Origin of the sequence: Rhodoblastus acidophilus, from assembly GCF_900187365.1 — a bacterium.
GTDB classification, from domain to species: domain Bacteria; phylum Pseudomonadota; class Alphaproteobacteria; order Rhizobiales; family Beijerinckiaceae; genus Rhodoblastus; species Rhodoblastus acidophilus.
In genome coordinates this window covers 108,022-120,246 of record NZ_FYDG01000010.1, presented here as the reverse complement: position 1 = coordinate 120,246, position 12,225 = coordinate 108,022, and the positions used below count along the sequence as shown (strand labels likewise).

General features: G+C 66.3%; 15 protein-coding genes and 1 other RNA gene. 10 read left to right on the top strand and 6 right to left on the bottom strand.

Features of this window, described 5'->3' with window-relative positions; genetic code table 11:
* Positions 1-105 precede the first annotated feature (105 nt).
* A complete protein-coding gene (queC, locus tag CFB24_RS16650; protein WP_088521761.1) occupies positions 106-798 on the bottom strand; it encodes a 7-cyano-7-deazaguanine synthase QueC in 693 nt (230 codons plus the stop codon).
* Positions 799-885: 87 nt separating this feature from the next.
* Between queC and CFB24_RS16645 the strand changes: the two genes are divergently transcribed.
* The gene (locus CFB24_RS16645; protein WP_088521760.1) at positions 886-2,007 is read left to right on the top strand and encodes an aminodeoxychorismate synthase component I; all 1,122 of its coding nucleotides are present in this window, start codon (positions 886-888) and stop codon (positions 2,005-2,007) included.
* Positions 1,968-2,618 (top strand): aminotransferase class IV, encoded by a 651-nt coding sequence (locus CFB24_RS16640; protein ID WP_088521759.1) that lies wholly within the window; start codon positions 1,968-1,970, stop codon positions 2,616-2,618. Before CFB24_RS16645 ends, CFB24_RS16640 begins: the two co-directional genes overlap by 40 nt.
* Here CFB24_RS16640 and nudC read toward each other — a convergent pair whose 3' ends face one another.
* Positions 2,619-3,581 (bottom strand): NAD(+) diphosphatase, encoded by a 963-nt coding sequence (nudC, locus tag CFB24_RS16635; protein WP_088521758.1) that lies wholly within the window; start codon positions 3,579-3,581, stop codon positions 2,619-2,621.
* Complete coding sequence (locus tag CFB24_RS16630) at positions 3,581-3,988, bottom strand: HIT domain-containing protein (RefSeq protein ID WP_088521757.1); 408 nt, start codon at positions 3,986-3,988, stop codon at positions 3,581-3,583. Before CFB24_RS16630 ends, nudC begins: the two co-directional genes overlap by 1 nt.
* Before the next feature lie 93 nt (positions 3,989-4,081).
* Between CFB24_RS16630 and ffs the strand changes: the two genes are divergently transcribed.
* From ffs to recR, 4 genes are all read left to right on the top strand, one after another.
* Positions 4,082-4,178: signal recognition particle sRNA small type (gene ffs, locus CFB24_RS16625), an RNA gene on the top strand.
* Between the two features lie 52 nt (positions 4,179-4,230).
* Positions 4,231-6,096, top strand: coding sequence for a DNA polymerase III subunit gamma/tau (locus CFB24_RS16620; protein ID WP_088521756.1), 1,866 nt, complete (start codon positions 4,231-4,233; stop codon positions 6,094-6,096).
* On the top strand, positions 6,093-6,416 hold the full coding sequence (locus tag CFB24_RS16615; RefSeq protein WP_088521755.1) for a YbaB/EbfC family nucleoid-associated protein: 324 nt from the start codon (positions 6,093-6,095) through the stop codon (positions 6,414-6,416). The genes CFB24_RS16620 and CFB24_RS16615 overlap by 4 nt, the downstream gene beginning before the upstream one ends.
* A gap of 1 nt (position 6,417) precedes the next feature.
* Positions 6,418-7,020 carry a recombination mediator RecR gene (recR, locus tag CFB24_RS16610; protein ID WP_088521754.1) on the top strand — a complete coding sequence of 201 codons (603 nt, stop codon included), beginning with the start codon at positions 6,418-6,420 and terminating at the stop codon, positions 7,018-7,020.
* Positions 7,021-7,035: 15 nt separating this feature from the next.
* On the opposite strand, the gene CFB24_RS16605 is transcribed toward recR, so the two are convergent.
* Both CFB24_RS16605 and CFB24_RS16600 read right to left on the bottom strand, forming a co-directional pair.
* Positions 7,036-7,488 carry an acyl-CoA thioesterase gene (locus CFB24_RS16605; RefSeq protein ID WP_088521753.1) on the bottom strand — a complete coding sequence of 151 codons (453 nt, stop codon included), beginning with the start codon at positions 7,486-7,488 and terminating at the stop codon, positions 7,036-7,038.
* A 13-nt stretch (positions 7,489-7,501) separates the two neighbouring features.
* Complete coding sequence (locus tag CFB24_RS16600; RefSeq protein WP_088521752.1) at positions 7,502-8,605, bottom strand: DNA recombination protein RmuC; 1,104 nt, start codon at positions 8,603-8,605, stop codon at positions 7,502-7,504.
* 135 nt (positions 8,606-8,740) lie between these two features.
* Between CFB24_RS16600 and def the strand changes: the two genes are divergently transcribed.
* The 4 genes from def to dnaQ are packed head-to-tail and all read left to right on the top strand — an operon-like array spanning position 8,741 to position 11,698.
* On the top strand, positions 8,741-9,292 hold the full coding sequence (gene def, locus CFB24_RS16595; RefSeq protein WP_088521751.1) for a peptide deformylase: 552 nt from the start codon (positions 8,741-8,743) through the stop codon (positions 9,290-9,292).
* Between the two features lie 7 nt (positions 9,293-9,299).
* Positions 9,300-10,229 (top strand): methionyl-tRNA formyltransferase, encoded by a 930-nt coding sequence (gene fmt, locus CFB24_RS16590; RefSeq protein WP_088521750.1) that lies wholly within the window; start codon positions 9,300-9,302, stop codon positions 10,227-10,229.
* The gene (gene truA, locus CFB24_RS16585; RefSeq protein WP_088521749.1) at positions 10,229-10,966 is read left to right on the top strand and encodes a tRNA pseudouridine(38-40) synthase TruA; all 738 of its coding nucleotides are present in this window, start codon (positions 10,229-10,231) and stop codon (positions 10,964-10,966) included. The genes fmt and truA overlap by 1 nt, the downstream gene beginning before the upstream one ends.
* Positions 10,967-11,014: 48 nt before the next feature.
* Positions 11,015-11,698, top strand: coding sequence for a DNA polymerase III subunit epsilon (gene dnaQ, locus CFB24_RS16580; protein WP_088521748.1), 684 nt, complete (start codon positions 11,015-11,017; stop codon positions 11,696-11,698).
* A gap of 23 nt (positions 11,699-11,721) precedes the next feature.
* On the opposite strand, the gene CFB24_RS16575 is transcribed toward dnaQ, so the two are convergent.
* Positions 11,722-12,108 (bottom strand): hypothetical protein, encoded by a 387-nt coding sequence (locus CFB24_RS16575; protein ID WP_088521747.1) that lies wholly within the window; start codon positions 12,106-12,108, stop codon positions 11,722-11,724.
* Positions 12,109-12,225: the final 117 nt, after the last annotated feature.

Sequence of the window (12,225 nt, the reverse complement as noted above, 5' to 3'; positions counted from 1 at the left end):
CAAATCAAACCGAGCCATCGCAATGCTCCCATATTGGGGCAACTGAATCAGACCGGCCCTGATTCGGGAATCCTCTTTATGAGTTCATGACCTAGTCCAGTTTCGCTAAAATGCGCTGGACTTCCACTTTTCATAGCCCTGCGCCCGCAACACACAGGCCGGACATTGGCCGCAGCCATAGCCCCACGGATGTTTCTCGCCGCGCTCGCCGAGATAGCAGGTGTGGCTGTGGTCGATGATCGCGTCCACCAGCGCCTCCCCGCCCAGCGCCTGCGCCAGCGCCCAGGTCTGCGCCTTGTCGATCCACATCAGCGGCGTCTCCAGAACGAAGCGGCTTTCCATGCCGACATTCAGCGCCACCTGCATCGCCTTGACCGAATCGTCGCGGCAATCGGGATAGCCGGAGAAATCGGTTTCGCACATGCCCCCGACGATGCGGCTCAGGCCGCGCCGGTACGCCAGGGCCGCCGCGAAGGTGAGGAAGATCAGGTTGCGGCCGGGCACGAACGTGTTGGGCAGGTTCTTCTCGGTGAGTTCGATTTCCTTGTCGCTGGTGAGCGCGGTGTCGGAAATGGCGCCGAGCGCGCGCAGGTCGAGAATGTGGTCCTGCCCCAGCCGCTCCGCCCAATGCGGCTTGATCTCGCGGATGGCGCGGCGCACTTCGTGGCGTTGCGCCAGTTCGATCCGGTGGCGCTGGCCATAGTCGAAAGCGAGCGTCTCCACGCGGTCGAAACGCTCCAGCGCCCAGGCGAGGCAGGTGGTGGAATCCTGTCCGCCGGAAAACAGCACGAGGGCCATGACATTTCTCCTTCGCCTCTGGCTACACCCGCGCCGCGCCGCTTCGCCAGACTTTTTTTGCAAGCCTTTCCGGGTTAAGGGGTCGGGATGGCGCATGTGAACGACCCCTTTTGCCTGATCGAGGACCGTCGCCACGGGAGCCTGCATTTCGTCGCGCCGCGCCAGATCGTCACGGTTTTCGCGCCGGAGCAGGTCGCGCCCGCCCTCGCCCTTTTGCAGCAGGCGACGCGCGAAGACGGTCTCTGGGCCGCCGGCTATATCGCCTATGAATGTGGCTATGCGCTGGAGCCTCGGCTGCGGCCGCTGCTCGGCGCGGCGCCGGCGCCGCTGCTGCAATTCGGCCTGTTCGACGCGCCTGCTGCGCCTTTCGGGCCCGCGCGCGCCGCGACGGTCGCGGAGCTTCGGCCGCTGTGGTCGTTCGAGGATTATCGCCGCCGCTTCGAGGCCTGCCGCGACTATATTGCGGCGGGCGACGTCTATCAGGTCAATCTGGCCTTTCCGCTCGCCGGCCGATTCGCCGGCGATCCGCGCGCGCTCTACCAAACGCTGCGCCTGCGGCAGCCGGTCGAGACCGGCGGCATTGTCGCGCTCGGCGGCGCGACCATCCTGTCGCTGTCGCCCGAAAAATTCTTTTCCATCGAGGGCCGGCGCATATCGACGCGGCCGATGAAGGGCACGGCGCCGCGCGGGGCGAGTCCAGCGGAGGATCGCGCCCTGGCGACGCGGCTGGCGCAGGACGAGAAGAATCGCGCCGAAAACCTGATGATTGTCGACCTCCTGCGCAACGATCTCAGCAGGCTGTCAGAGGTCGGCTCCGTGCGCGTGACCGACCTGTTTTCGGTCGAGGCGTTTCCGACGCTGCATCAGATGACTTCGGGCGTCGAGGCGCTGTTGCGGCCCGGCCTCGGCTTTCCCGAGATTTTCGCCGGCCTGTTTCCCTGCGGCTCGGTGACCGGCGCGCCGAAAATCCGCGCCATGGAAATCATCGCGGAGCAGGAGGGATTTTCGCGCGGCGCTTATTGCGGGGCGCTGGGGGTGATCGCGCCGGGCGGCGACATGCGCTTCAATGTCGCCATCCGCACTCTGACCCTGGCCGAGGATGGCGCGCTGTCCTGTCCGGTCGGCTCGGCCATTGTGGCGGATTCGCGCGCGCGGGAGGAATATGAGGAATGTCTGCTGAAAGCCCGCTTCCTGACGACTTCGGCCTGATCGAGACTTTGTTGTGGACGCGCGACGGCGGCTATTGGCTGGCCGAAGGCCATCGCGCCCGCATGGCCGGGTCGGCGCGCGACCTCGGCTTCCCGTTTTCCCCCGAGGCTTATGACGGCGCGCTGGCCGAGGCCTGCGCCGCGCCGAAGGCCGACCGCCTGCGCGTGCGCCTCGAATTGCGGCGCGACGGCCGCATCGAGGTCGCCGTCGCGCCTTTCCCGGCGTCCGAGCCAAGAGACTGGCGCGTCGCGGTCGCGGAGACCCGGCTGGATTCGCGCAATCCGCTGCTGCGCCACAAGACGACGCGGCGGGCGTTTTATGAAGATGCGCTGAAACAAGCCCAGGCCGCCGATTCCAGCATTGACGAGGTCATCTTCCTCAACGAACGCAACGAGGTTTGCGAAGGTGCGCGCACAAACCTGTTCCTGCCGCGCGGGGGCGCGCTGTTGACGCCGCCGCTGTCCTGCGGCTTGCTGGCGGGCGTGCTGCGCGCCGATCTGCTGGGTCGGGGCGCGGCGCGGGAGCGCATCTTGCGTCTTGATGATCTCGGCGAGGGATTCTTGCTCGGCAACGCCTTGCGCGGCGCGCTTCAGGCGCGGTTGCGCGTCTGATCAGGCTTCCGTCAGCCAATGGTCGAGCAGGCGGCGGGCGATGGCGATGGGATTTGGCGCCGTTAAGTTCGTAGCGTGACAGCCCTCGATCATGGCGCGCGCTTCATCACGTCTGAACCAGCGGCAATCCTCAAGCTCCTTCGCGTCCATCACGATGTCCCGCGACAGCGCCTCGGCGCGGCAGCCGACCATCAGGGAACACGGAAACGGCCAGGGCTGCGACGCCAATATGCTGACGGCGCCGAGGCGCACCCCGGATTCTTCCAGCACCTCGCGGCGGGCGGCTTCCTCGATCGATTCGCCGGATTCGACGAAACCGGCGAGGCAGGAATACATGCCGGGCGGAAATTGCTTCTGGCGGCCCATCAGGCAGGCGTCGCCGGAGGTCGCCAGCACGATGGCGACGGGATCGGTGCGGGGGAAATGCTGCGCGCCGCAGGCGGGGCAATCGCGACGCCAACCCGCCTGCGCGACCGCGGTTTCCGCGCCGCAGCGGGGGCAGAAGCGATGCGCGCCGTGCCAGTGTAGCGTGGCCTTGGCCTGGGCCAGAATGGCGATTTCCTCGCGCGGCAGCGCGCCTTCCACCGCAAGCGCGCGCAAATCGCGCAAGACGAGGTCCGGTCGGCCAGCGATTTTCAGCTCGCGCGGATCGATGAAGCCGCCGCCGGCCTCGGGCTGTTCGGCCAGCAGCGAATCCGGCAGTTGGGCGGCGTAGATCGGGCCGCCGGCGTCGCGGCCCAGCAGGACCGGTTCGCCCGCCGCCAAGCTCTCGACGTTCTCGCGGCCATGCAGCGCGGTCAGGCCGGCGCCGTTCAATCGCAACACCGGCAACGCGCCAACGAAAGCGACGGCGCGCGAAAAAAAACTGTCGCGCAGCGCCGCCAGCGCGGGGGCGTCGTCGCGCAGTTCGGACAGCCGGTCGAGCGGGTTGCCGGCGAACCCCATCTGGTCGAAAGGACTCATTAGACGCCCGGAGTCAGGGCCGGGCGAAGTTTGTCCAGCATCGGCTGGGGATCGTCATAGGGAATCGCCGCGCCCGCGCCCCAGACCGGTCCCGGCCAGGCCGCATCCGCCTCGAATCGGGCGACCACATGCACATGCAGTTGCGGCACGACATTGCCGAGCGCGCCGAGATTGATTTTTTTCGCGCCCGTCAGCAGTTTCAGCCGGTCCGCCGCCAGCGCGGCCTCCTCGAACAGGGCGCGACGCTCGAACGGCGTCATGTCCGTGATCTCGACCAGCCCCTCGCGGCGCGGAACCAGGATCAGCCAGGGAAAGCGGCTGTCGTTCATCAGCAGCACGCGAGACAGCGCCATGTCGCCGAGCAGGATGGTGTCGGCTTCCAGGCGCGGGTCGAGGGCGAAGGTCATGGCGAATCCTTGGATGCGTCAGCTTGACGCTTCATGCGGCGCGATGCAAGCGCCCCCCTTGCGCAATGCGTTGCGATAGTCCAAATAAGCGCCGGGAGGTTGGCGGTGGACGTTCCACTCGCCAACCGGGTCAGGTCCGGAAGGAAGCAGCCCTAACGAGACCGGGCGGGTCTCTGTCCAACCTCCCACCTGTTTCTTGCGCGCCTGACGACCGCTGGCGCCGTGGTATCGGCGGTTTGGAGATGGACGAGTCCGCGCAGAATTCTGACAGCGATGGCGGAATGTTCCCGGCGCCGCAGGAGCGGCGGCCCGTCGGCGCTTATCGCGTGCTGGCGCGCAAATACCGGCCGTCGCGTTTCGAGGATCTGATCGGCCAGGAGCCGATGGTGCGGACGTTGAAAAACGCCTTCGACCTCGACCGCATCCATCAGGCCTATATGCTGACCGGCGTGCGCGGCGTCGGCAAGACCACCACCGCCCGCATCCTCGCCCGCGCCTTCAATTACCAGCTGCCCGCCCGCGACGGCCACCCGGCGGTGGACCGGCCGACCATTCACATGGCCGAGCTTGGCGTTCACTGCCAGGCGATCATGGACTCCCGCCATGTCGACGTGATCGAGATGGACGCGGCCTCGCACACGTCGATCGACGACATCCGCGAAATCGTGGACTCCTCGCGCTACCAGCCGGCGATGGCGCGCTACAAGGTCTACATCATCGACGAAGTGCACATGCTGTCGAAGAGCGCCTTCAACGGCCTGCTCAAGACGCTTGAGGAGCCGCCGGCCCACGTAAAATTCCTGTTCGCGACCACCGAGATCGACAAGGTGCCGGTCACCGTGCGCTCGCGCTGCATGCGCTTCGATCTGCGCCGCATCGACACCGAAGTGATGCTGCGGCATCTCGCCGGGATCTGCGACAAGGAGAAGGTCGAGATCAACCATGAGGCGCTGCTGCTGATCGCGCGCGCCTCGGAAGGGTCGGTGCGCGACGCGCTGTCGCTGCTCGATCAGGCCATCGCGCATGGGGCCGGGGCGCCGATCGAGGCGGAAGCGCTGCGGACCATGTTGGGGCTGGCCGACCGCAGCCGCACCATCGCTCTGTTCGAGGCGGTCATGCGCGGCGACATCGCCGAGGCGCTCGACACGCTCAAGGAGCAGTATGATTTCGGGGCGGATCCCGCGAAAATCCTGACCGATCTCGCGGAATTCGTCCATTTCGTCACCTGCATGAAGATTTCGGCGAAAACGGCTGAGATCGCCGCGGGACAGTTCGAGCGCGAAAAGGGCGCGGAACTCGCGCAAAAGCTGGCGATGTCCGTGCTGTCGCGCGCCTGGCAAATCCTGCTCAAAGGCATTGACGAGGTGAAGGATTCGCCGCGTCCGCTCGCCGCCGCCAATATGGTGCTGGTGCGGCTCGCCTATGCCGCCGACCTGCCTTCGCCGGAGGATGTGTTGCGGCGTCTGGGCGGCGGGGCGTCGGCGTCGACCAGCGAGCCCGCGCGGGGGCCTTCCGGGCCTTCGGGCGGCGCGAGCGCGGCCCTTCGGGCGGCGCCGCAATTGGCGACCGTGCGCGTAGCGCCGGCGCCGCGACCGGCGCAGGCGGGGCCTGTCGCCCAGATCGGACCTGTCGCGCAGGCCGCGCCCGAAATCATGTTGCGCGAGTTCGCCGATCTGGTCGCTCTGGCGGCCGAGAAGCGCGATATCCAGACTAAGACGGCGCTGGAATGCGACGTGCGCCTCGTGCGTTTCGAGCAGGGGCGGCTGGAATTCGCCTTGGCCCCCGGCGCCTCGCCGACCTTGCCGGCGCAGCTCTCCCGCAAATTGCAGGATTGGACCGGAGCGCGCTGGCTGGTGGCGCTGTCGAGCCAGCCGGGCGCGCCGACGTTGAAGGAGCAGGCCGAGGCGCGCGAGAACGAACGGCGCGTCGGGGTGCAGGCGCATCCGCTGGTGCGCGCCACGCTGGAGCGTTTTCCCGGCGCCGTGATCGTGGCGGTGCGCGGCGGCGAGGACGAGGAATCCAGCCCGACCGCCCCGCTTTACGAGGGCGCGGAAGCGCGCGGCGACGAAATCACCTATGCCGATGAGGCGCAAGAAGAGGACCTGTGATGGATATTATGGGCATGATGAAGAAGGCCGGCGCGATGCAGGCCAAGATGGCCGAGATGCAGGCCGAGCTGGAAAACATCACCGTGGACGGCGCCGCTGGCGGCGGCATGGTGAGCGTGGTCATCACCGCCAAGGGCGTGCTCAAGAGCGTGACCATCGACCCGTCGCTGCTCAAGGCGGACGAGAAGGAAATTCTGGAAGACCTGATCGTCGCCGCCCACACCGAGGCGCGCCAGAAGGCCGAAGGCCTGCTGGAAGAGAAGATGAAGGCCGTCACCGCCGGCATCGGCCTGCCGCCCGGATTCAAGCTGCCGTTCTGACATGGGGAACATAGCCGGGCCGGAGATTGAACGGCTGATTCAATTGTTGGCCCGGCTGCCGGGATTGGGTCCCCGCTCGGCGCGGCGCGCCGCCCTGCATCTCATTCGCAAGCGCGAGGAGCTGTTGGGGCCGCTCGCCGACGCCATGCGGGTGGCGCGCGACCGGATCGTGACCTGCTCGGTCTGCGGCAATATCGACACCAGCGATCCCTGTTCGCTCTGCGCCGATCCGCGCCGCGACGGGACGACGCTGGTGGTTGTGGAAACGGTCGGAGATTTGTGGGCGCTGGAGCGCGCCGGCGTGTTGAACGCGCGCTATCACGTGCTGGGCGGCGCCCTTTCGCCGCTCGACGGCGTCGGCCCGGACGAGCTGAACATCGGCGCTTTGGTCGGCCGCGTGGCGGAAGGCGGCGTCAAGGAGGTGATCCTGGCGGTCAACGCCACCGTGGATGGCCAGACCACCGCCCATTACATCACCGAACTCCTGTCGCCCTACAAGGTGAAATGCACCCGGCTCGCCCATGGCGTGCCCGTTGGCGGCGAACTGGATTATCTCGACGAGGGCACGCTGGCGGCGGCGTTGAAGAGCCGTATCGATTTGTGAGGCGGCCGGCGGGGCTTAACCGGGCAGTCCGGCCAGTTTGAAAACTTCCTCGTCGGACTCGACCACCTCGAAGGCGGAGCGCACGTCATCGAGGATCGGCACGGATCGGCCGGTCGCAAGATCGACGAACGCCCACAAGGTTTCCGCTTTGGCGAGGATCTGCCGACGCTCGCCGTTGCGGACAAACAGCGTGCGGCGCGGCGACTTGCGTTCCGACAGTCCGGCGATCCAGGTGTAGATGGCGATGTCGTCATGCAGCTTCGCCGGGCGCAGATATTCGATCAGGTGCGAGCGCACGTACCAGGACGCGCCCGTGTCAAGGTAACGCTGCATCGGCCATCCCTGAGCGGCGGAGTGCTCAGTGGCGACCTCCTCCATCCAGCGCAGGTATTCCTGATTGTTGACGTGGCCGTGAACGTCGATGGCGTCGTCCGCGACGCGAATATGCTTGATGAAAATTCTCGGCATTGTTCCAATACTTCTATTGCGCGGCCTCCAGCCGCCCGACCTCCCGGAACTCCATCCGGTCGATGCGTTCGCCGCTGCGGGCGATCTTTTCCGTCGAGGTGAGAATGGCCGCGATATCCTCGTTCGCCTGCCGGAAATGGCCGTCGAGCTTTTCCACCCGCGTCCGCAGCCGCAGCACGTCCTCGACCAGCCGGCGCGTCTCCGCCTGGATGACATGCGCCTGATCGCGCACCAGGGCGTCGCGCACCAGGGATTGCAGCACTTGCACCGCCATCAGCAGCAGCGAGGGCGAGACGATCAGCACGCGGGCGCGATGTGCCTTCAGAATGACGTCCTCGAATTTCTCATGCAGTTCGGCGAACAGCGATTCCGAGGGCACGAACAGCAGGGCGACGTCCTGGGTCTCGCCCGGCAGCAAATAGCGGTCGGAAATGTCCTTGACGTGTTTCAAGACATCGGCGCGCGCTCGCGCCATCGCCGCCTTGCGGGCCGGTTCGTCGCGCGCCTCCTTCAACGCAGTAAAAGCCTCCAGCGGAAATTTGGCGTCCACCGCCAGAATCTTGTCGTCGCCGGGCAGTTTTAAGGCGCAATCCGGCCGGACTCCGGTGGAGAGCGTATATTGAAAGGCGTAGGCGTTCGGCGGCAGGGCGTCGCGGATGATCGCCTCCATCCGGCCCTGCCCGAAGGCGCCGCGCAATTGCTTGTTGGACAGCACCTCGCGAAAGCCGGCGATCTCCTCGGTCAGATGGGTCATGCGCGCCTGCGCCGCGTCGATCAGGGCGAGGCGCTCGTTCAGCGCGCTGAGATTGCCCAGCGTGGCGCGGGCGGAAAGCTCCAGCCGCTCGTTGACCCGATGGGTCGAACGGTCGAGCTTTTCGCTGACCACGCGGGCGAAATCGAGTTGCCGGCCGCCCAGAATCTCGGCCAGCGTCTGCATGCGCCCGGCCATTTCCGCGTGGGAATGCGCCAGCGCCGCCATTTGCGCGTCGCGGTCGCCGCGTCCGCTCCGCGCGAGCAGCGCCAGCAGAACGAACAGCAGCACTCCGGCGGCGGCGGCCGCCAGCTCCACCGGCGTGACCGGGAAGGTCGAGACCATGAAAACAGGCGGATCGCTCATGGATGAATCGGCAACTCGGACAAAACATTGGCTTGAAAGCCGAACAAAGATAGAACATAAATTCTCAGGCTTGTAAACGCATTTGACGGCTTGCGTCGCCTCTCTTATCTGAGAAGCAAGCTTGAAAGGTTGACCATGGCGCTCCGTCCGATTCTCTGTCTGCCCGACCCCCGCCTGCGCGCGACCAGCCAGAACGTCGGCGTTGTCGACGACGAGGTGCGGGCGCTGATGGACGACATGCTGGACACGATGTATGCGGCGCCCGGCATCGGCCTCGCCGCGATTCAGATCGGCGTGCCCAAGCGGGTTCTGGTGATCGATCTCGCCAAGAAGGGCGAGCTGCCGACGCCGCTGTTCGTCGCCGATCCGGAAATCGTCGAAAGTTCGGATGAGCTTTCGACCTATGAGGAAGGCTGCCTGTCGCTGCCCGATTATTACGAAGACGTGCAGCGCCCGGCCAAAGTCCGCGTCCGTTTCCTCGACCGCAACAATGTGCGCCAGGAAATCGAGGCGACCGGCCTGCTCGCCACCTGCCTGCAGCACGAGATCGACCATCTCGACGGCAAATTGTTCATCGACCATTTGTCGCGGCTGAAGCGCGACCGCGCCGTCAAGAAATTCGCCAAGGCCGCCAAGCTGGGCGAACCGGCCGCCCCGCGCGGGCCGGAAATCCGCGAAAAGGTCTGACGGCGCCATGCGCGTCGTCTTCATGGGGACGCCGGAGTTTTCTCTGGCGCCGCTGGCGGAAATCCATCGGCGGGGTCACGAGATCGCCGCCGTTTACACGCGCGCGCCAAAACCTGCGGGGCGGCGCGGCCTCGAACTCACGCCCTCGCCGGTTCACGCCGCCGCCGAGAAGCTCGGTATAGAGGTGCGCACGCCGAAAAATTTCCGCGAGCCGGAGACGGTGGAGGCGTTCCGCGCCCTCAACGCCGATGTGGCCGTGGTGGTGGCCTATGGTCTGATCCTGCCCAAGGCGGTGCTGGAGGCGCCCCGGCTCGGCTGTCTCAATCTGCACGCCTCGCTGCTGCCGCGCTGGCGCGGCGCCGCGCCGATCCAGCGCGCGGTCATGGCGGGCGACGCCGAAACCGGCGTCGAGGTCATGCGGATGGAGGAGGGCCTCGACACCGGCCCCGTCGGCATGACCGGCAAGCTGGCGCTGACGCCGGACATGACGGCGGGCGAGGCGCATGACCGTCTGTCGGAGATCGCCGGCGATCTGATCGGCCGGGCGCTGGAGGCGCTGGAGCAGGGCCGCCTGAGTTTTGCGGCGCAGGCGGAAGACGGCTTGCTCTACGCCAAAAAGATCGACAAGGCGGAAGCGCGCATCGATTTTTCGCGTCCCGCGGCGGAGTTGCACAATCTCATTCGCGGCCTTTCGCCTTTTCCGGGCGCCTTTTTCGAGGCGGATTTCGGCAAGGGACCGGAGCGTGTGAAAATCTTGCGCGCTGCGCTGGCGGAAGGGTCGGGCGCGCCGGGTGAAATTCTCGACGCGGCGCCGACCATCGCCTGCGGATCGGGCGCGCTAAAACTGGTCGAGGCGCAGCGCGCCGGCCGGGGCGTCGTCAGCGGCGTGGAGTTCGCGCGCGGGGCGAAATTGGCGCCGGGCGCGCGCCTCGCCTGATGCCGCGCTACAAGCTCACCATCGAATATGACGGAACCGATTACGTGGGCTGGCAGCGCCAGTCCAACGGCATGTCCGTGCAGGAAGTGATCGAGACCGGCCTGAAAAAGATCGACCCCGGCCCTGGCGGTCTGCGCGGCGCCGGGCGCACCGACGCCGGCGTTCACGCCAGCGCCCAGGTCGGCCATGTCGATCTCGTCAAGGATTGGCGCGGCGACAAGCTGCGCGAGGCGCTGAACGCGCAGATGCGGCCGGAACGCGTCGCCATTCTGCAGGCCGAGCCGGTGGCGGAGGATTTTGACGCGCGCTTCTCGGCCACGCGGCGGCATTACCTGTATAGAATCGTCAACCGTCGCGCGCCGCTCACCTATGATTTCGGCCGCGCCTGGCTGGTCAAGCGCCGGCTCGACGCCGACGCCATGCACGACGCGGCGCAGTTTTTGGTCGGGCGGCACGATTTCTCCACCTTCCGCGACTCCGATTGCCAGGCCGAAAGCCCGGTGCGCACGTTGGACCGGCTCGATGTCTCGCGCGTGGGCGACGAGATTCACGTCTATGCCTCGGCCCGCGCCTTCCTGCACCGGCAGGTGCGCTCCATGGTCGGCTCGCTGGAGCATGTCGGCTCCGGCAAATGGCGGGCGCGCGACCTCGACGCCGCGTTGAAATCCTGCGACCGCGCGCGCTGCGGGCAGGTGGCGCCGGCGGCGGGGCTGTATCTGATCGGCGTGGATTATTGACCGGCCGGGGCGGCTCGGCTGAAGCGGCGGGGCGAGGGCGATTGGACGATGAAAGAGATTGTTTTCGATACGGAAACCACCGGCCTGAGCCCGGAAAACGGCGACCGCGTCATTGAAATCGCCGCCGTCGAGATCGAGGACTTCCACCTCACCGAGCGGTTTTTTCACGTCTATATCAATCCCGAGCGCGAGATTCCCGCCGGCGCCATCGACGTGCACGGCATCACCAATGAATTCATCGCCGACAAGCCGAAATTCGCCGAAGTGGTCGACGGCTTTCTCGAATTCATCGGCGACGCGCCGCTGGTGGCGCATAACGCCGAATTCGACTTCCGCTTTCTCAATTCGGAGCTGAAGCGTCTCGGCAAGCCGCCGCTCGATCCCGCCCGCATGGTCGATACGCTGGCCATGGCCCGCAGCCGCCATCCCGGCGCCGCCAATTCGCTCGACGCCCTGTGCAAACGCTATGGCGTCGATCTCAGCAAGCGCACCAAGCACGGCGCTCTGATCGACTCGGAAATCCTCGCCGAGCTGTATTTCGAGCTAAAAGGCGGCAAGCAAAGCTCGTTCAGCCTGCAAGTGGTCGCCGCTGTCAGGGAACGGGTCCAGCGCGCCGCGCCGGTCGCCGTGCGCAAGGAGGAGATCCATCTGGTCACGCCGGAGGACGTCGAGCGGCACAAGGCCTATTTCGCAAAGGCCTGGGCCGAAGGAGGGTGGTCGAAATATGTCTGACCGGCGCCGCGCCTAACGCGAAGTCAAAGGATCGCCGCGAGGATGCGCTCGCCGACGATCCCGAGTTCGCGGGCGTCATTGGTTTCCGCGGCGCGCTCGGCCGCCGCGCCGAGATAGGTTCCGGTGGTGCGGTCCTGTTGGCGGGCGACGCCGTAGCCGCGCGCGCTCAATTGCGCGTCGGGCATATAGCCGTTGGCGTTGATCGCTCCGTCGATGATCCCATTCTGGTAAAGCCAGCGAATCGTGCCGGCGCACAGGGAGGCCGTTATTTCGATCTGTTCCGGTTCGCCTTCGAGCACGCCGCCATGCGCCACCGAAATTTTGATCGGCGCGGTCGCGGGATGGGCCTTGTGCAGCGCGGCGATAATGCGCGTGACCTGCTGGGTGAAGATCGTATGGTTGTCGGCCATGGCGCCGCCTCGTAAACGCACGAATCGGAAATGTTTTCGGCGCGCACTCTGCCCGTTTCGCGATGCGAATACAATCTGGAGTGGCAAAGCTTCAGGTCTGTGTCTGAAGAAGATGGG